Raw genomic sequence first — 18,842 nt, forward strand, 5'->3', positions numbered from 1 at the left:
GGCGGGCACCCCGGCCCCGGCCTGGCGCTGCCGTTCGAGGTGGTCAAAGGCGATGCTAAGGCGGGCCTGCGCCGCGGCTGCAGCGGATTTCAGGTCCTCCAACCCACGGATCTGGTCAATCAGGCCCGCACCCGTGGCCGCCGGCCGCAAGGACCGCACCCCGGCCACCAAATCCGGTACCCCGGCCCCATGGGCGGCTGGCCGCACCGAACCAGCCCCGGCAACGATGCCCTGCACTCCCGCACCGTGGAAAGCGGCGGTGCCACTCGGCGTCGTCGGCGTCAGGTAATCCTGGGGCCCTTCCATACCTGAATTCTCCCAGCACCCTACGACAATTCAGGGGCACCCGATAGGCGTTAGCCCGAGCATTCTACGCCACCAGCCGCAGCGGCCTGCCGCCCAGAACCACAGTGATTTCCTGCCCCCAGGACGCGGTCAGCCGGTCGGTTTCCATCCCGTCGCCGAAAACCACCAGCTGGTCCGACGCCACGGTGATCCGCAGCGATTCGCCGGCCACCAAAACACCTTCGGTGAGTGAGGCTCCCGTGATAGGGGAGGGCCAGGCTTCCCGGACAAACCACGCGAGTGCAGGGTCCGTCGGAGCCGGCAAGGAACGCCCGCCGCGGTCCCCGGCAATCGAGGCGCACCAGCCCGTGGCTCCGGTCCCGGTGGAAACAATCAGGCCGGAGGAGGACTGCCGCTCGGCCCGGCCATCCGGCGTCGACAGCTGGTAGCGGGCCGATTGATGGGACGCGTGGCCGATGAAGACCTCGTTCAACGCCGAGATTTCCTGCCCGTCGTCGAGCCGTGCCGTCACGGTGGCCAGGTCCAGGCAGGCCAGCCCCGGAGCCCCGGCTTCGGAAATCCTGCCCAGCAGCGCGGCGGCGGCTTCGGGGGAGTGCCGCACCAGGATCCCGGGGTTTGCGCCCGGCTCCGGGTCGATGCCGATCACCGGCTGGCCTGACAGGTACTTGGCCGTGTTGGCCACCAGCCCGTCCTGCCCCACCACGGCGATAACGTCCTCTGCCGTCAGCAGGAACCGGCTCAGGTCCGCCCGCTCCACCTCAGCCTGGCGCCATTCGGCCGGGACCGCAGCCCGGACCGTCACCAGGGCGGCGGCGATCCGGTCGTGCCGGTCCTGGACATTGGAGATGCTGCGGCCCCGGGTGCGGAGGAAGAACTCAGCCTGCCCCCGGGTGGCGTGCCGGTCCAGCAGTTCCTGCAGTTCGGTGCGGCGGTGGACTATGACCAAACGCGGTGTTGCCATGGGATGCCCCTACTTGGTGATGGTTGCCGGAGCTGCGCCAGCAGGCTCCTTGAACAGCCCGGCCAGTGCGCCGCTGAGCAGGTCAGGGGTGATGGTCAGGTTCCCGATGTTGGGCAGCGATCCGGCAGCCTCGCGCAGCGCAAGGGCCAGCAGCGTGGCCTGGTCCATCCCCTGGTATACCTCCATGGTGGCCGCCTCCCGGGCCGCCGCGGCTTCACCCACCCGCCGGATCTGGTTCGCCTCCGCATCCGTGCTGATGGTTTGCCGCTCTGCCAGGGCCCGCGCGTCGATCAGGCCGGCCGCCGCCTTCTCCTCGGCCGCACGCCGGGCATTGGCACCTTCCTGCGCCACCAGGTGCTCGCGCCGGGTGGCCAGTTCAATCTGGCTGGCCATCTCGTTCTCGGAAATGGTCCGTTCGCGTTCGACGGCGACCGCCCGCCTTTCGTACACGGCCCGGTCCGCTTCGGCCTGGAGCTGTTCGCGCACGGGCGTCTGCAGCGCCCGCTCAACATCCGACTCCGGCCGCACCGCCAAAACCTGCACCCCCAGGATCTCGATACCCGTGGACTGCAGCCGGGCGTCGCCCCGGAGCGCCTCGGTGAGGACAACGCGGAGCTGGCTGACGCCGCGTGCCAGGGCTTCTGCGAGCGTGGTGGTGGCGATCTGGTCGATCGCGTGGCTCTGGCAGAGCTGGCCAATGATGGTGGCCACCTGCTCCTTTCCCGTTGCCGGGCCGGACCCTGCCGGCTGCAGCCCGAAGTCGAGCCGGCTGGAGACGGCGACTGGATCGATGAAGCGGTACGTCACGTTGGCCTGGATGCTCACATCCTGGTGGTCCCGCGTGATGGCGTGGAAGAGGGTGGGCAGTTCCTGGTCGTCCACAGGTACCTCGCTGAGCACCGAGTTGGCCGGGCGGTACCAGAAGGCCTGGCCCACACCCTGGTGCCGGACGGTTCCCTTCTGCAGGTGCACCACGTAACCCGTCGGGCTGCCCAGGAAGTGGCTGATCCAGGGGTAGCGCTTGATGCTGGCCATGATGTTCTCCTCGCTCGGAATCTCGTCAACTTGACGATAAGGAAACGCTAACCGCCGTCGGGCTTTATTGTCAACCTGACGATAACTATTTAGGATGGAGGCATGAGCGAAACCTCCGCGCCGGCACGCTTCCCGGTTACTGTCGACGTTGTTGCCCTCACCGTGGTGAATGACCGGCTCAACGTTCTGCTGATCACCCGGCTGATTGAACCCTTCCGGGGGTCCCTCGCCCTGCCGGGCGGCTTTGTCCTTCCCGGCGAGGACCTGGTGGGCGCAGCCGCCCGGGAACTGGCCGAGGAAACCGGAGTGGCGCGCATGCCGGGCCACCTGGAACAGTTGGGCAGCTACGGCCCCGGCGGCCGGGACCCCCGCGGCGATGTTCTCACCGTGGCCCACCTCCTGCTCGCGCCCAACTTTCCGGTCCTTGCCGCCGGCAGCGACGCCGAACACGCCGGCTGGTATCCGGTGGACCAGGCCCTCGAAAGCCTGGACCTGGCCTTCGACCACCGACAGATTCTGGTGGACGCCCTCGAGCGGGCCAAATCGAAAATCGAATACTCGCCGTTGGCTGCAGTGTTTTGCGGCGAGGAATTCACGGTGGCCCAGCTCCGGGGGGTCTATGAGGCTGTCTGGGGAACCAGGCTTGATCCCCGGAATTTCCACCGGAAGGCCACCGGAACAGCTGGCTTCCTCGAAGACACGGGCCGGATGACAACCGGGGATACCGGGCGGCCAGCGGCCCTGTTCCGGTTGGTGGACGCAGCCCGTCCGGCGCCTGGCCAGCCCACCCGGGCGGTGCTGAATCCACCGCTGATGCGGCCCCGGCCCTAACCGGTGGACCGCAGTGGAAAGCCACAAACCATTCCGCCCGCCCGCCGGCGCCACGTAGGGTGGAATGGCACCTGACATTTGATAAGGGGAAAAATGATTATTGGGGGAACCCTGGCGGTCCTGTTGATCGCCGGAGGAGCAGTCCTGTTGCTGCTCATCGCAGGATTTACGTTCTACACAAAAAGCATCCGGTTCGCCAAGCCCAACGAGGCCATGCTGATTACCGGCAAAAGCGATCCAAACACCACAAATGAAACGTCGGACGACCAGTCCCGCGTCATCATCAACAACCGGGCCTTCGTAAACCCGATCACCGAACGCGTCAGCCACATCTCGCTGTCCTCGCGCCAGGTGGAGGTCACCATCGAGGCGATCTCCAACAACGGCATCCAGCTCAAGCTCACCGGCGTTGCGCAGGTCAAGGTAGGCGGCGACAAGATCTCCGTACGCAAGGCTGCACAGCGCTTCCTTGACCAGCAGGACGCCATTGACCACTACACGCAGGAAACCCTCTCGGGCTCCCTGCGTTCCATTGTGGGTACCCTAAGCGTTGACGCGATCATCAAGGACCGGGCCCAGTTTGCCGCTTCCGTCAAGGAGGAAGCCGAGCACTCGATGACCAATCAGGGCCTGGTCATCGACACCTTCCAGATCAAGTCCGTTGATGACACCGGCGGCTATCTGAAGAACCTGGGCCGGCCCGAAGCCGCTCTGGTGGCCCGGAACGCCAGCATCGCGGAGGCGAACTCCCAGCGTGAAGCTGCGGAAGCCAAAGCCCTCGCGGATCAGAAGACTGCTGAGGCTGAGCAGAAGCTGGCCCTTCGCCGTGCTGAGCTGAAGCAGGAAACGGACGCGCGGCAGGCCGAAGCCGACGCTGCGGGCCCGCTGGCCCAGGCGGACCAGCAGGAAGCCATCATCCTCAAGAACCAGCAGGTGGTGGCCCGCCAGGCAGAACTTCGCGAGAAGGAACTGGACATCGAGGTCCGCAAGCCCGCGGACGCCGCCAAGTACAAGGTGGAAACCGAGGCGGCGGCAGACCTTGAGCGCCGTACCCGGATCTCGGAGGCCACCAAGGTGGAGGCCGCCGCTGAGCTGGAAACCCGCAAGCTGCGCGCCACCGGTAACGAGGTGGAGGCCAAAGCCCTGGCGGCCGCCAATACCGCCAAGGGCAACGCCGAGACGGAGATCAACAAGATCCGTGGCCTGGCCGAGGCCGAGGTGACCAAAACCAAGGGCATCGCCGAAGCCGACGTCATTGGCCTTCGCGGTACGGCCGAGGCCGAGGCCATCGAGGCCCAGGCCAAGGCCTACAGCGAGTTCAACGAGGCCGCCATCCTGAACAGGCTGCTGGAAGTCCTGCCGTCCATCGCGAAGGAAATTGCCGCGCCGATGGGTGCCATCAGCAACATGACCGTCATCTCCAACGACGGCGCCGGGCAGGTCAGCCGGAACGTTTCTGCGGGCGTGCATGAGACCGCGCAGCTCCTCAAGGACACCACCGGTTTCGACATCATCGAAATGTTGAAAGGCTTTGGCCAGTCCACGGTCGGCGCTCCGGCGAAACCCGCCACGCCGGCAGCGGCACAGTCCGTTGCCGCCACCGGCAACGGCGTGGTCCGAAACCAGGCCCCGACGCAGGGAACCGAACCGGAGTAGGGCACTGAACCGGAGTAGGGCACTTGGTTCCGGCTTAGCCGGTTAGCCAAAAACGCCGCGGTCGCCCCGAAAGGGGATCCGCGGCGTTTTGCCGTTTCCGGGAGCTAAATGGGTTCCTTCGCCAGGGCTTTGGTCCTGGCCGGCGTTTCCCGGCCCAACCGTTCATCAAGGGTGACCCGGAGCCGGGCCGCTGCCACCTGGACGCGGTGTTCAGCCGGAGTGGATGTCCGGGGTGCCTGCTTGGCCGCGGCGCTCCGCGGAGTGTGGATAAACCGGTGTTCGGATGATGCAGCGCTCATGGTCCAGCCTCCTTGGTCCTGCCGATGTCCGTGGTTCCATTCTCGCCCATGTTGTCCTCAACGTCCACGCGCGGGATCCCGGGTGTGCCGCCGTCGGCCTCCCCGTTCTCTTCACCCGCCACATTTTTCCAGGCGATATCGAACAGTTCCAGCTCTTCCTCGCGGGCCAGTTCACTGCGGGCCAGCACATCCAGGGTGGCCAGGCCCAGGGCCTTGGTCCCCTGGTCATCATCCAGGGCGAGGTCCAGCGCCCACTGCGTCCGCCGCCACCACTCGGCCCGGCTGTCCGCCTCGGTTTTCTGCCGCAGCGCCTGCGCGTCGGCTTCCCGCTTCTGCTCGAGGGCGGTCCGGTCCGCGGCAGTGCGCTGTTTGAGGGTGCGCCAGTTGATGTAAAAGGCAAGGAGGGCTGCCACCAGGACGGCCAGTGGGCCCAGGCCGGCCAGGACCACCCACCAGTCAACGGGGCCGGACTGCACCATCACGGTGATGGGGCCGGGGGAGGGAACGGGAGTCACGCCACCAGTGTAGGTGCCGGGAGCGACACCGGTGGGCAGGGCGGTGCCGGAGGGGGGACCGGCACCGGCCCGCTTTTCACCGGATCGCGCCCAGGGCGTCTCCGATGGCGTGGAGCCGGCGCGTGGACGCCAGGCCAAGGTGGTAGACGTGCAGTTCAGCGGCTCCTGACTCCACCAGCGCCCGCCACTGCGTGGCGAGGTCGCCGCCGTCGGCCGGTTTGGGCGGCAAAGCCAGCACGTACGCGCCAATCCGGGCGTCCGGCGCGGCGGCGCGCAACGCCCGCACGGCGGCAGTGCTTTGCTCCAGGTCAGCCCAGCAGGCGACGACGGCGGTCACCTGGGCCATCTCCGGCCACAGTTTGCTGCGGCGCAGGGCAGCCGTGGGGACAAAGGGGCCCGTGGACCAGGGATCGGGGGAGGTGTGCAGCGAGATCCGGGGGTGGGCGCCGGACGCTTCGACAGCTTCGAGGCATTGGTCGAGGAGCGCCGCGGTGGCGTCCCACCGCACGTCGAGCAGCGGCAGGAAATCCCCGGCACCGGTGGCGGTACCGGGGGCAGCCTCGGGGTCAACGGCTGCAAGGACCGCCTGCCGGACCCGGCTCCGGTACTCCTGGACCGGCAGCCCCCGGGCTTCGCAGGCAGCCAGGCAGGCTTCGCAGAAGCACAGCGAGAGCAGGGCCTGCACCCACGGCGAATACTCCGCGCCGTCGGTCTTTTCGTGCTGGTTCTGGTGGCCGAAGCCCAGTGGCCCAACGGCCTCGAGGATCAATCCGTCCGGCTTGCCCTCCGCCAGTACCTGCGCCACCAAGGCGGCGGCGTAGGTGCGGACCTGCGGCTGCGACGGGCAAAGCGCGTAGCGGTAGACCTCACCGAAAGCATTCCGGACGCAGAGGTCCGGGTTGTTGCCGCCCACAGCGCTCGAATGTGTCAGGACCGTCCAGGCATCCACTGGCAGCCCTGCGCTCCGGACCACCGAGGCCGCCTCGGAGAAGGAATCCTCCGTCCCGGTCCACTCAGCGGCGGAACCGGGGACCAGCGCCTGGCCGGTAAACGCCCCGCCGGCCGGCACGTAGAGCGCCGCGGAGCGGGCGTCCACCACGCGGCGCACCGGATGCCGCGGGGTTCCGGCCCGTACCGAGTGGTACGCGGCTGCCAACGCCACCCGGTCCACGCCGGCGCTGCCCAGCCAGCCGGCAGCGTCCGGATCGCCCAGAACGTCCCAGGGGTAGAGGTACCCCGTGGCCTGTGGCGTTGGCGCTGTTACCACCGGGGGAGGTCTGCCGTGTATTCGGGGACGAACCGCTGCATGTAGCCGGTGTCGTCCCGGGCGGTCATGTTGGCGTCGAGGTACTGCTGGTGGAGTTCGGCCAGCTTGTCCCGGTCCAGTTCCACGCCCAGGCCGGTGCCGGTGGGGACGCTCACGCTGCCGTCAACAAAGCGCAGCGCGCCCGGCTTGACCACATCGTTGTGCCCGTTCCACGGGTAGTGGGTATCGCAGGCGTAGGTCAGGGCGGGCGTGGCGGCGGCAACATGGACCATGGCGGCCAGGCTGATGCCCAGGTGCGAGTTGGAGTGCATGGACAATCCTATGCCGAAGGTCTGGCAGAGGGTGCCCAGTTCGCGGGTGTGCCGGAGGCCGCCCCAGTAGTGGTGGTCGCCCAGGATGACCTGCACGGAGTCCAGTTCCACGCTGCGCTTGATGTGGTCGAACGCCACCACGCACATATTGGTGGCCAGCGGCATGGCGGCGGTGGCCGCCACCTCGCCCATGCCCTCCAGCCCGGGGGTGGGGTCTTCCAGGTACTCGAGCAGGCCCTCGGTTTCCCGGGCCACCCACTGCGAGGTCTCCACGGTCCAGGCGGTGTTGGGGTCCAGCCGCAGCGGCATCTCCGGGAATGCTTCCCGCAGAGCCTTGATGGCTTCGATTTCCTGCGCGGGCGGGAACACGCCGCCCTTGAGCTTGATGGATTTGAACCCGTATTCGGCAATCATTTTCTGCGCCTGCCGGACAATGCCGGCGGGGTCCATGGCCTCACCCCATTCATCGGTGATGGCAGGCCGGCCGTCCAGTGCCGGGTGCTCGGCCCACTTGTAGAACAGGTAGGCGCTGAAGGGGACCTCGTCCCGGACGGTTCCGCCCAGCAGTTCGCTGACGGTCCGGCCCGTGGCGTGGCCCTGGATGTCCAGGGCGGCAACCTCGAACGCCGAGAAGACGGCAGCCTTTTCGAAGGAGGAGAGGCTGGGGTCCAGCGCCCGGGTGATCAGCTGTTCCATCATGGAGGTGTCGAACACGCCGAGGCCCTTGATGGCGTTGGCGCCCACGGCAAGGTTTTCCAGCCGGCTCTGGCCGCCGGCGCATTCGCCCAGGCCCAGCAGGCCGTTGGCCGTCCTGACCTCGATGACAACCCGGTGGACCAGGGGCTCGTGGACGCCCACGGCGTTCAACAGCGGCGGGTCGGAGAAGGCGATGGGGGTGATGGTGATGTCGGTGATTTTCAGGTCCGCCGCGGTGGGGGCGGGCGCGGCGGGAAAAGTGGTGCTGGTTTTCATGGAACTACTTTCGTGGGAGGGGCGGGCGGCCGGGCGGTCCTAGCCCTTGGTGGCGCCCGAGGTGATGCCCCGGATCATGGAGCGCTGCAGGAAGAGGTACACCAGCAGGCTGGGGATCATGGCCATAACGGCGCCGGCCAGCAGGACGCCCGGGCCAACGGTGGTGTCGTTGCGGAGGACGGAAAGCGCCACGGTCAGGGTGTAGTCGCTGGGATCGTTGGCGGCGATGAGGGGAAGCAGGTACTGGTCCCACACCATCATGAAGCCGAAGATCCCGATGACGCCCAGGGCCGGCTTGCACAGCGGCAGGATCATGGTGAACAGCATGCGGAACTCGCCCACGCCGTCCAGGCGCGCTGCCTCCTCAATCTCCGGCGGGATCTCCTTCATGAACTCGGTCATGATGAAGATGGCGAAACCCCAGATGCCCACCGGCAGGATGACGGCCAGGACGGTGCCGCGCAGGCTGATGCCCAGCAGCGGGAGGTCACCGAGCACCAGGGACAGCGGGATGCCGATCACTTCCTCCGGCAGCATCATGGTCAGCAGGACCAGCAGCATTACCAGGGCCTGGCCGCGGAACTTCCGCCGGCTCAGGCTGTAGGCGGCGAACACGGACACGGTCATCTGGAGCAGCAGCCCGCCGCCGGCAACAACCAGGGAGTTGAGCAGGTAGCCCCACAGTCCCTGCTGCGCCGCAGCTTCGAAGTTGGCCAGGGTGAACGTTTTGGGCAGCAGCGTGATCTCGGTGGGGCTGGTGTTCCGGTCGAAGGCGCCGGAGATGATCGCGGCGAACGGCAGCGCGAAGATGCAGAACACCAGGATGCAGAGCAGGACGCGCAGCACCATGTTGGTGCTGAAGCCGGGGGACCAGCCAAGGGCGGAATCAAAACGGGAGGACGACGACGGCCGGCTGCCCTGCGGCTTGGGTCGGGTTTTTGTGCTGGACCGGTTCATCGTTGTGCCTTCCTTCGGGCCAGGAGTTGGGTGCCCACGGTGAGCAGCAGCGTGACCACCAGCAGCAGGACCGCTGCGGCGGAGGCAACGCCGATGTCGTTCCGCTGGAAACCCAGCGAGTACATCCGGGTCATCCAGACTTCGGTGGATCCGGCCGGACCGCCGCCGGTCAGCACGTATACCTCGGTGAAGCTGCGGAGGCTGCGGATGGCCGCCAGCGTCAGCACAATCACGATCGAGGGGCGCAGCGCCGGCAGGGTGATGTAGCGCAGCCGCTGCCAGATGGTGGCACCGTCCACACCCGCTGATTCGTAGAGCGTCCTGTCAATTCCGGTCAGGCCGGCCAGGATGATCACCATGTTGTACGGGGCGCCGCTCCAGATGCCTACGACGGCGATGGACCAGAGGGCGGTGTCTGTTCCGTTCAGGAACTGCAGCGGTTCCAGGCCCACCCAGCCGAGGATGGTATTCAGGGGTCCGTCGGCGGTGGGGAAGTAGAGGATCCGCCAGATTTCACCGACCACGGCGAGCGCGGTGACCACCGGCAGGAAGATCGCGGTGCGCAGGACCCACAGGGACCGTGCCTGGCCCTCCAGCAGGAGGGCCAGGCCGAAGCCCACCACCAGGGCGCCCAGGGTCTGGGCGAGGCCCAGGACCACCGTGTGGCCCAGGGCGTCCATAAAACGGACATCCGTGAGGACGTTGACGTAGTTGTCGAAGCCAACAAAAACGTCGCCGAGGAACGGCTGGACCTTGAACAGGCTCAGCCGGACCCCTTCGAACATCGGGATGAACTTGAAGTACAGGCCCAGGATGGCCGCCGGCAGCAGGAACAGCCAGATAGCCAGCATCTGCTTGCGGTTGCCCCGCCGCCGGACCGGCAGCTGCTTGCCGCCTTTGGTTGCTGCCCGCGTTTCCGCAGGCCTCGTTGGGGTTACTGTCATGATTTGGCGTTCTGGCTCGTCAGCTCGTTGTTGATGGCCGTGTCAAGATCCTTGAGCCCGGACGTGATGTTGTCGGCGCCGCAGTCGGCAACGATCTTGTTCAGGGACTCGGCCACTGCCTGCTTGACGGGGACAAAGTTGATCGCGGACGGGAATGCCTTGGAGGAGTTCTTCAGGGCGTCCTGGACCAGGCCCCAGCGGGGATCGTTGTAGACGGTGGCGGCGTCGACGTCTTCGTTCACCGGAACGCGGACGATCGGCTGCTTGCCTCCGGTCATACCGGCCTTCTGGCCGTCGGCGGAGACCAGGTAGTTGATGACCTGCTTGGTCTGGTCCGGCTTGCCGTTGCTGGCGGTGACGTAGATGTTCTCGCCCTCAGCCAGGACGGTGTTGTCCACGGAGCCCTTGGGAGCTTCGATGACCTCGTAGGTGTCCTTGCCCAAAGCGGTGTCGAACGCGGCCAGGTTGTAGGGGCCGGTAAGGATGATGCCGGTCTTGCCCGTCTGGAAGAAGGGGGTTGCGGTGCTGGTGGCGGCAGTGAGCGCACCCGGCTGGGTGTTGCCGGCGCTGCAGAACTGCTGCTTGATCCAGGTGACGCCCTTCTGGGTTTCTGCGCTGGAGGCCGTGGCGGAGAACTTTCCGTCGCCTTCGTCCTTGAGGTAGGAGCCGCCGTCCTGCCAGATGTAGGAGGAGGCCCACCAGCCCAGGTAACCGCGCTCGGTGGAACCGGGAACCGTCATGCCGTAGGTGTCCGCCTGGCCGTTGCCGTCCGGATCCTGGGTGGCAAAGGCTTCAGCAAGTGCTGCCAGGTCTTCCTGCGTCTTGGGGACGGGCAGGCCCAGCTTTTCACGCCAGTCCTTGCGGATGACGGTGATCATGGTCTGGCGGGAGAACGGGACGCCGTAAGTTGCGCCGTCCAGGCCCTTGGCCTCGTCCCACAGGGAATCGGCGATCTTGTCATTGCCGTCAACGGAGGACTTGTCCAGCGTTTTGAGGTAGCCCTGCGCCGTGTAGTTGCCCAGTGCGGCGGAGTCGTTGATCACGATGTCCGGAAGCTTCTTGGACGCGGCCCGCGTCTGCAGTTGCTGGTCCAGGTCCGGGACGCCCTGGAAGTTGACCTGCACGCCGGTCTTGGCGGTGAAGTCCTTGAAAAGTGCTGCATAGGTGGTGGCGGCATCGGTACCGGCGCGGGCCCAGACTTCAATGGGCTGGCCGTCATCGGTGGCGGCCGGAGCGGACGAGCCAGCTCCACAGCCCGTGAGGACTGCGGCTGAAGCAATGGTCAGTGCCACTGCGGCCCGGGAGCGGGAGATCTTCTTCGAATCCACGCTGGTTCTCCTTTTTACATATGTAAATTGCTGTTATCCTGTGAAACGTACTTCATGAGAGTATGATCACAATCACAGACTGTCAACCGTCGGAGGAATCTTGTCTGCAGCACCCAACCCCCACACCATCGCCCTGACGGGCGGGGCCGGAATGATGGCAACCCTGCTCCGGCCCTACCTTGCAGCCGCAGGCCATACCGTCCGGTTGCTGGACCTGGCCGAAGCTGACGGGCCTGGCCCGCGGGAGAGCGTGCATGTGGGTTCCGTTTCGGATCCGGACTTTATGCTCGCCGCCCTCGATGGCGTCTCTGCAGTCATCCACCTGGGCGGGCTGCACAGGGAGAAGGCGTGGGCGGAACTGGTGGCGACCAACATCACCGGCACCCAGGTGACCCTGGAAGCGGCGAGGCGCAACGGCGTCGAACGTGTCCTGCTGGCCAGCTCCACCCATGCCGTGGGGTTCCATCCCACGGGCGCTGCGGCCAAGGACGAGGTCCTTGTACCCCGCCCCGACACGTACTACGGCGTCAGCAAGGCGGCAGTGGAGGCGCTTGGCAGCCTGTACGCGGATAAGTACGGCATGAAGGTAGTCAGCGCCCGCATCGGCACGGGCGGGGAAAGGCCCGGCAATGTCCGCACTTTGGGCTCATGGCTCTCGCCCGCTGACTCGTTCCGCCTGGTGGAGGCCACGCTGAATGACCAGGGCGCGCCCGGCCACCACGTGGTATGGGCGGTATCAGCAAACAGCCGCGGCTGGGCCAGCCTCGATGCCGGCCGGCGGATCGGATTTGAGCCCCGGGATGATGCCGAGGCTTTCGCAGCAGATGTGGACACGGCTTCGGAGGACACGTGGGCAGGGCTGCTTGGCGGCTTCTGGGCCAGCGAAGGCCATAGGGTGGGCATGGACAACTACCCGCACCTGGCCGCCAAATGACGTGCCGTCGGCCAGGACTGTGGCGGAAGGGGAAGTAGTGATGACACCGCTGGAGACACAGCCCGGCACCACCCAGGGGACGGCCGGCGACGTCAAGCTGGTCAAGTCTGCCGAGCGCACCATCGCCATCCTGGAGCTGGTGGCCGCCGCGCCCAAGCCGCTCACCACGGCGGAGATTTTCAAGCTGACCGGCTACCCAAGGTCCAGCCTGCATTGGCTCCTGCTGACCCTGGTGGAACTGAACTGGATTGAGCAGACCGCCGAAGGTGCCTACCGGATCGGCACGCACGCGCTGCTGTGCGGGACCGCGTACCTGGACCGGGACCCGGTGATGGAGCACGTTTCGGCAGTGCTGGAAAAGGTCCGCAACGCCACCACCTTCACCACCCACTACGCCCGCCTGGACCGGTCCGACGTGATCTACCTCGCCACCCGCCAGGCAGTGGACCGGCGCCGGCTCTCCTCCCGCGTTGGCCGCAAGCTGCCTGCCCAGGTCACCGCACTGGGGAAGGCCATCCTGGCCGAATACACGGACCCGGAAGTACGCCAGCGGATCGGCGACGGCCCCTACGCCCGGCTCACGCCCAACACTGTTCCCGACTTTCCGGCGCTGAAGCTGGAACTGGAAGCGTTCCGCAAACAGGGCCATTCCCGCGAGTGGGAACAAAACACGGTGGGCCTCTGCTGCGTCAGCGTGGTGGTTCCGTACCGGATTCCGGGTACTGATGCCATCAGCTGCTCGATTCCCACGGAGCTGGCGACGGAAGCCGTGCTGGCCGAAACGGTGGCAACCCTCCACTCGGCCGCGGGCGAGCTGGCCCGAACGCTGCGGGCGGCCGGCATCCGCTAGGCGGCAGGCCGCCGTCGGCAAGGTTTCCCCTTCCCGTGATACTCAGTAGGCTTACGAAATATCAATAAGCCAACCAAGGGAAAGGCAACACCATGACCGAACAAAACCTTCCGGATGAAGAACTCGAAGTGGTCCAGGACGATGACGTGATCCTGCCGGAAACACCCGGCGCGACGGCCTCCCTGGAACTTGATCCGGTCAAGGGTGAGCCGGACAGCTACCCCGGCGCTGCGGAGGACAACCCCGACCGATGGCAGGAAGACCCGCTCCTTCAGGATGAGGCGGCGCCGGTGGCCCCGCCGGCAGAAGAGATCTAGCTTCCCAGGGCCAGTGCATTGCCAAAGCTGCGTCCGGGGGTTCAGAGTGATCTGACCGGCACCCGCCGCCGAACCACGCAGCGCAGCATGGAGGTCACAATGAGCGCGACATCTGAGGAAGTCTCCCACGCCACCCGGGACAGCGAGCCCGAACTGAAAAGGGTCCTGGGGCCCAAGCTCCTGCTGCTGTTCATCGTGGGGGACATCCTGGGTGCCGGTGTGTATGCGGTGACCGGCACCATGGCCGGCACGGTGGGCGGCATGGTGTGGCTGCCGTTCCTGCTGGCCTTTGTGGTGGCCACGCTCACCGCCTTCTCCTACCTGGAACTGGTGACAAAATACCCGCAGGCAGCAGGAGCGGCGCTGTATGCGCACAAGGCCTTCGGCATACACTTCGTCACCTTCCTCGTGGCTTTCGCCGTGGTCTGTTCCGGCATCACCAGCGCCGCCACCTCCGCCAATGTCCTGGCCCAGAACTTCTTCGGCGGACTGGAGGTCAACGGCTGGCTGGCCAAGCCCGGGCAGGGCGTGGTCACCGTGGTGGCCCTCATTTTTATGCTGGTCCTGGCCGCCATCAACCTCCGCGGTGTGGGCGAGAGCGTGAAGTTCAACGTGGTGCTCACCCTGGTGGAGATGCTCGCACTGTGCATCGTCATCGGCGTCGGCTTCTACGTGATGGCCCAGGGAACAGGCAACCCCGAACAGGTCTTCGTCTTTACGGACTACCAGGACAAGGGGCTGTTCCTGGCGGTCACGGCCGCAACCTCCATCGCGTTCTTCGCCATGGTGGGCTTCGAGGACTCGGTGAACATGGTGGAGGAAACCAAGGATCCTGAGAAAATCTTTCCCCGGACCATGCTCACCGGCCTGGGCATCGCCGTCATCCTCTACATGCTGGTGGCCATCTCCGTGGTCAGCGTGCTTTCACCCACGGAACTGGAAGGGATCCGCGAGGCCGAGGGCGCTGCCCTGCTTGAAGTGGTCCATAAAGGGTCGCCGGACTTCCCGATCGACCGGATCTTCCCGTTCCTTGCCGTGTTTGCCGTGGCCAACACGGCCCTGATCAACATGCTGATGGCCAGCCGGCTGATCTACGGCATGGCCCGCCAGCGGGTCCTGCCGCGCCAGCTCGGCAAGGTCCTGCTGGTCCGCCGGACGCCGTGGGCAGGCATCGCGTTTTCCACCGCCCTGGCCCTGGGCCTCATCATCTACGTCACCAGCGATCCCAAGAGCAACATCGTGGCGAACCTGTCCGGAACCACCGCCTTCCTGCTGCTGTGTGTGTTCACGGTGGTCAACGTGGCGTGCCTGATCCTGCGGCGCAAGCCGGAAGCGGCCGGGACGCACACCTTCCGCTCGCCCGGCCTGCTGCCCCTGGTGGCCGCCCTTCTGTGCGGTTTCCTGGCCGGTCCATGGGTGGGCCGCAACCCGATCCAGTACCAGATCGCCGGGGGCCTGATGGCCATCGGCGTTGTGCTGTGGCTCATTACCTGGCTGATCAACCGGCGCTCGAACGGCGGCGATAAGCTGAAGGCATGAGCGCTGCCGCAGAAACGACCTTAACGCTGGACAACCGCTTCGCCCGCGAGCTTCCCGAACTCGCTGTCCCGTGGCAGGCCGAAAAGGCGCCGGACCCTGCACTACTGGTCCTCAACGATGGCCTGGCGCGGCGGCTGGGACTCGATCCCGAATTCCTTTCGAGCAACGACGGCATCCGCCTGCTGACCGGAAACGATGTCCCGGCCGGCGCCACACCAGTAGCGCAGGCATACGCAGGGCATCAGTTTGGCGGCTACTCGCCGAGGCTGGGCGACGGCCGGGCACTGCTGTTGGGCGAGGTGACCGGCCCCGACGGGCACCAGCTGGACCTGCACCTTAAAGGCTCGGGCCGCACGCCCTTCGCCCGGGCAGGGGACGGCCTGGCCGTGGTGGGCCCCATGCTCCGCGAGTACCTGGTCAGCGAGGCCATGCACGCGCTGGGCATCCCCAGCACCCGCGCCCTGGCCGTTGTGGCCACCGGGCGGCAGGTCCGCCGCGAAGGGCTGCTGCCCGGAGCCCTCCTGGCCCGCGTCGCGGCCAGCCACCTGCGAGTCGGCAGCTTCCAATACGCCCGGGCCGCCGACGACGTGGACCTGCTGCGGCGGCTGGCCGACCACGCCATCGCCCGGCATTACCCGGCAGCTGCTGCCGCCGACCAGCCCTACCTGGAGCTCTTCAGGAATGTCCTGGCGGCGCAGGCGGACCTGGTGGCACGGTGGATGCTGGTGGGATTTGTGCATGGCGTGATGAATACCGACAATATGACCATCTCCGGGGAAACCATCGACTACGGGCCCTGCGCGTTTATGGACGCGTTTGATCCCGGCGCGCTGTACAGCTCCATCGATACCGGCGGCCGGTACGCCTACTCCAACCAGCCGATAGTGGCGGAATGGAACCTTGCCCGGCTTGCCGAAGCGCTGCTGCCGCTCCTCCACGAGGACCAGGAAAAGGCGGTGGAGCTGGCAGTGGAAGCACTGGGACTCTTCCGGCCCGCTTACGGTGCGGCCTGGCAGGCAGGGATGCTGGCCAAGCTGGGACTGCCGGCACCGGCGGATGGCTCACCTGCAGACCCTGAAACCGCCGGGCTGGTTGACGGCGCACTGGCCTTGCTCAAGGACGGCCCCGTGGACCACACGCAGTTTTTCCGCAACCTGGTCAAGGCCGCCCGCGGTGACGCCGGACCGGTCCGCGGCATGATCATGGACCTGGCCGCGTACGACGCCTGGGCGGCGCGGTGGCTGGCCCGGCAGCCGGACCCCGCCCTGATGGACCGGACCAACCCCATCTACATTCCGCGCAACCACCTGGTGGAGGAAGCCCTGGCCGCCGCCACTGCCGGTGACTTGGCACCATTCCACCTGTTGCTGGACGCCGTTGGCAGCCCGTTCACGGAACGGCCGGGCCTGGAGCGGTTCGCGGAAGGGCCGCCGGCCGACTTCGGCGCCTACCGGACCTACTGCGGCACCTGAGGTCAGGCCGGGCCCGCTGGTTCGGGGCCCCGCCGGTTCCGCGCCGCATTCCTTAAACGCCAAGGGCGGCAGCGGGACTGATCCCGGCTGCCGCCCTTGCGGTGGTGCAGGCGCTTGCTGCGCCGCGAAGCTACGCTACGCGGACGAAGGAAGCTCCGGCGAGCCAGCTGATGGAGTGGACCTCGGTCTTGTAACCGTCCACGCCGCCGCTGACAACCTGGCCGTCGCCGGCGTAAACGCCAACGTGGCCGGCGGTGATGACCAGGTCACCGGGGGCCGGTGAGCCCACAACGCTGCCGTACTGGAAGAACTGGCCCGGGGCGAGGTCGCCCACGGACTTGCCTACCGAACGCAGGGCCTTTTCCACCATGGCGGTGCAGTCCTGGCCAACGCCCAGTTGGCTGTAAGCCGAGGCGAGGATTGCGGCGCCGGTACCGGTGCCGGTGGAGGCTGCCGGAGCGGACGCGTAGCTGAGGTTCATGCCGGTGTTGGCCGGGGCGGCAACGGCTGCAGCCTGGACCGGGGCGGGAGCCGGGGCCGGGGCGGACACGGGGGCTGCCACGTAGCCGGCGCCTGGGATCTGGATCTGGTCGCCCGGGTAGATGACGGCCGAGATGGACAGCCCGTTGGCGGAGAGGACGTCGTTCAGGCTGACGCCGTTGGCCGAGGAGATGGCGCCCAGCGTGTCACCCGAAACAACGGTGTGGACATTGCCGGCAGCGGCAGGGGCAGGCGCTGCAGCGGGCGCTGCCGGTGCCGAGTACGCCTGGACGTTGCTGGTTCCGGTGGTATCCGGTGCGGTCACGCCGGCGTGGGCCGGGGCGCCGATGCCGAACGCGATGCCGGATGCGGCGGCCACGGCCAGGGCCGGGCGGCCCAGGGACTTGGCCTGCGACTTGGCGGAAACTGCCAGGCCTTCAAGAACGATGGAATGGGTCGGCACCGCGCGGTGACGGGCAGCCAGGGTGTTTTTTGACATGATAGATCGCCTCTCCCATGCCTGCGGGGTGAGCTGTCGGGTTCGGGTTGGAGCTACCCGGCCGGGAGCACCCCATCAAGGACAGAGGTGCTATCGACTTAACCCCAAGGCTTCAAAGAAGCCGTGGAAACTTGGTTCCCCCGTCCCTGCCATCCGGAAACGATTGATCCCAGGCCAGCGGCAGGGCTCGGCATGCTGGTGGGAGTGCCCCGTTGGAGAGGGACACATCAAGACCATAACCCAGGTCCCGACCAATTGTCACATTTGGATAACATGCGAGGTGGGCCTCTCGGATCCCTGGTTTGTCCATCGCTGGTGTGTTGCCGGGCCCCTGAACTCGAAGGACGCCATCCGGTCAGCCGGCCGCACAGGCCTTCGTCACAAAGTCATAAAGTTGGCCGCGCAGGGTGGCTCCGGCGACGAGTTTCAGTTGCCCTGAGCGCATCCCCACTGCCACCCGGACGGGCAGCAGTGTGCCCACTTTGTCTTCCGCCACAGCGTGCGCGTCACAGCGCGCGGGCCGGAGCCGCAGGTTCATAACGAACGGCGCATCTCCCGCCCTGACAACGGTGTCAACGGGCCAGGGATCCGCCGACGCTTCCGCCAGCAGCGTGGTGCCTTCGAACCGTTCGAGGGTCAGCCGGCCGCTCCCGCGGGCCCCGCCAGCAGGATCAACCAGCAGATGGACGACGGCGGTGCGCAGGTCCGGCGCGACGGCCAGGTCCGGAGCCAGGGCCAGGTCCGCTACCGCTGCCGCAGCCGCCGAAAGGCAAAGTTCAGCGTTGTTCCGGGCCAGGATTCCGAGGGGATCAGTTGCCTCCAACGCGATGCTGGTGGGGGTGGGAGCGGTGGTGGGCGGTACTGTGGCCGGGGCGGTGGCGTCTGCCGCCGGCAGCGTCAACGTCGCTGTGGCCACCGCGGCAGGCCCGCTGGAAGTGGCCTGCCCCGGCTCCGGACAGGCAGCCGTGGGCAGCATTGCGGTCCGGATTTTGGCCTGGTGCGGTGGCACGACCACTACACCGCCCGCGGAGTCCCAACGGATGTCCTGCTGGAACAGGGAAGTGCTGAGCCGGGCGTCGCTGACCGTGACCGGACTGTCTGTGGTGTTGGTAATCAGCAACTCAATGCCATGCCGCCCGTACTGGTCCCGGGACTGGTTTACTTCCACGGTGAGTGCCGGTTCTGCGGCGGCTGGAGTGGACCACGCCGGCGTCGGATCGGCTGGGGGAGAGCACGCAGTCAGGGCGGCCAGGGCCAGGCCGGCAACGGCCGCCGTTGCGCAGCGCGGCGTGCCACGTGAAGGACGGCGGGGAGTGCCCATGGCCCCAGTCTAGGTCCACGTTTTGCAGCTCCCAATGTAACGATGTGG

Annotated in this window: 18 protein-coding genes, 1 pseudogene and 1 riboswitch; of the genes and pseudogenes, 7 read left to right on the top strand and 12 right to left on the bottom strand. The window is 66.9% G+C overall.

Annotation, left to right across the window (positions count from 1 at the left end; translation table 11 throughout):
- The 3 genes and pseudogenes from ASF72_RS17510 to ASF72_RS17520 all read right to left on the bottom strand — a co-directional run.
- Positions 1-306: pseudogene (locus ASF72_RS17510) on the bottom strand (hypothetical protein); the annotation flags it as partial.
- Between the two features lie 64 nt (positions 307-370).
- Positions 371-1,267, bottom strand: coding sequence for an NAD(+)/NADH kinase (locus ASF72_RS17515; RefSeq protein WP_056601048.1), 897 nt, complete (start codon positions 1,265-1,267; stop codon positions 371-373).
- 9 nt (positions 1,268-1,276) lie between these two features.
- A complete protein-coding gene (locus tag ASF72_RS17520) occupies positions 1,277-2,302 on the bottom strand; it encodes an SPFH domain-containing protein (protein WP_056601050.1) in 1,026 nt (341 codons plus the stop codon).
- A gap of 102 nt (positions 2,303-2,404) precedes the next feature.
- Here ASF72_RS17520 and ASF72_RS17525 point away from each other — a divergent pair, with 102 nt between their 5' ends.
- Together ASF72_RS17525 and ASF72_RS17530 are read left to right on the top strand one after the other, a co-directional pair.
- Positions 2,405-3,133 (top strand): NUDIX hydrolase, encoded by a 729-nt coding sequence (locus tag ASF72_RS17525; protein WP_056601053.1) that lies wholly within the window; start codon positions 2,405-2,407, stop codon positions 3,131-3,133.
- Positions 3,134-3,226: 93 nt separating this feature from the next.
- Positions 3,227-4,789 (top strand): flotillin family protein, encoded by a 1,563-nt coding sequence (locus ASF72_RS17530; protein WP_056601055.1) that lies wholly within the window; start codon positions 3,227-3,229, stop codon positions 4,787-4,789.
- Positions 4,790-4,893: 104 nt separating this feature from the next.
- On the opposite strand, the gene ASF72_RS17535 is transcribed toward ASF72_RS17530, so the two are convergent.
- The 7 genes from ASF72_RS17535 to ASF72_RS17565 form a co-directional block, all read right to left on the bottom strand.
- Positions 4,894-5,088, bottom strand: a complete 195-nt coding sequence (locus tag ASF72_RS17535) for a hypothetical protein (protein WP_056601057.1) — start codon at positions 5,086-5,088, stop codon at positions 4,894-4,896.
- Complete coding sequence (locus ASF72_RS17540) at positions 5,085-5,603, bottom strand: hypothetical protein (RefSeq protein WP_235504777.1); 519 nt, start codon at positions 5,601-5,603, stop codon at positions 5,085-5,087. Before ASF72_RS17540 ends, ASF72_RS17535 begins: the two co-directional genes overlap by 4 nt.
- Positions 5,604-5,679: 76 nt before the next feature.
- Positions 5,680-6,870, bottom strand: a complete 1,191-nt coding sequence (locus ASF72_RS17545) for a hypothetical protein (protein ID WP_056601059.1) — start codon at positions 6,868-6,870, stop codon at positions 5,680-5,682.
- Entirely contained in the window at positions 6,864-8,153 is a 1,290-nt protein-coding gene (locus tag ASF72_RS17550) for a glucarate dehydratase family protein (protein WP_050686197.1), read from the bottom strand. The genes ASF72_RS17545 and ASF72_RS17550 overlap by 7 nt, the downstream gene beginning before the upstream one ends.
- A gap of 39 nt (positions 8,154-8,192) precedes the next feature.
- Complete coding sequence (locus ASF72_RS17555) at positions 8,193-9,110, bottom strand: carbohydrate ABC transporter permease (RefSeq protein WP_050686195.1); 918 nt, start codon at positions 9,108-9,110, stop codon at positions 8,193-8,195.
- A complete protein-coding gene (locus ASF72_RS17560) occupies positions 9,107-10,054 on the bottom strand; it encodes a carbohydrate ABC transporter permease (protein WP_050686193.1) in 948 nt (315 codons plus the stop codon). The genes ASF72_RS17555 and ASF72_RS17560 overlap by 4 nt, the downstream gene beginning before the upstream one ends.
- A complete protein-coding gene (locus ASF72_RS17565; protein ID WP_050686191.1) occupies positions 10,051-11,382 on the bottom strand; it encodes an ABC transporter substrate-binding protein in 1,332 nt (443 codons plus the stop codon). Before ASF72_RS17565 ends, ASF72_RS17560 begins: the two co-directional genes overlap by 4 nt.
- A 100-nt stretch (positions 11,383-11,482) precedes the next feature.
- On the opposite strand from ASF72_RS17565, the gene ASF72_RS17570 reads away from it, so the two are divergent.
- From ASF72_RS17570 to ASF72_RS17590, 5 genes are all read left to right on the top strand, one after another.
- Positions 11,483-12,316, top strand: coding sequence for an NAD-dependent epimerase/dehydratase family protein (locus ASF72_RS17570; protein WP_082484499.1), 834 nt, complete (start codon positions 11,483-11,485; stop codon positions 12,314-12,316).
- 40 nt (positions 12,317-12,356) lie between these two features.
- Positions 12,357-13,166, top strand: coding sequence for an IclR family transcriptional regulator (locus tag ASF72_RS17575; RefSeq protein ID WP_050686189.1), 810 nt, complete (start codon positions 12,357-12,359; stop codon positions 13,164-13,166).
- A 92-nt stretch (positions 13,167-13,258) separates the two neighbouring features.
- Entirely contained in the window at positions 13,259-13,483 is a 225-nt protein-coding gene (locus ASF72_RS17580) for a hypothetical protein (protein WP_231686076.1), read from the top strand.
- 99 nt (positions 13,484-13,582) lie between these two features.
- Positions 13,583-15,022: an APC family permease gene (locus tag ASF72_RS17585; RefSeq protein ID WP_050686187.1), complete on the top strand. Its 1,440-nt coding sequence runs from the start codon at positions 13,583-13,585 to the stop codon at positions 15,020-15,022.
- Positions 15,019-16,494, top strand: a complete 1,476-nt coding sequence (locus ASF72_RS17590; RefSeq protein ID WP_056601061.1) for a protein adenylyltransferase SelO — start codon at positions 15,019-15,021, stop codon at positions 16,492-16,494. The genes ASF72_RS17585 and ASF72_RS17590 overlap by 4 nt, the downstream gene beginning before the upstream one ends.
- 130 nt (positions 16,495-16,624) lie before the next feature.
- Here the strand turns inward: ASF72_RS17590 and ASF72_RS17595 are convergent, their stop codons facing one another.
- Together ASF72_RS17595 and ASF72_RS17600 are read right to left on the bottom strand one after the other, a co-directional pair.
- Positions 16,625-17,473 (bottom strand): C40 family peptidase, encoded by an 849-nt coding sequence (locus ASF72_RS17595; RefSeq protein WP_050686183.1) that lies wholly within the window; start codon positions 17,471-17,473, stop codon positions 16,625-16,627.
- Positions 17,474-17,476: 3 nt separating this feature from the next.
- Positions 17,477-17,642, bottom strand: a riboswitch (cyclic di-AMP (ydaO/yuaA leader).
- 186 nt (positions 17,643-17,828) lie between these two features.
- On the bottom strand, positions 17,829-18,794 hold the full coding sequence (locus ASF72_RS17600; RefSeq protein ID WP_235504778.1) for a hypothetical protein: 966 nt from the start codon (positions 18,792-18,794) through the stop codon (positions 17,829-17,831).
- Positions 18,795-18,842 lie beyond the last annotated feature (48 nt).

Origin of the sequence: Arthrobacter sp. Leaf141 (genome assembly GCF_001424565.1) — a bacterium.
GTDB lineage: Bacteria > Actinomycetota > Actinomycetes > Actinomycetales > Micrococcaceae > Arthrobacter.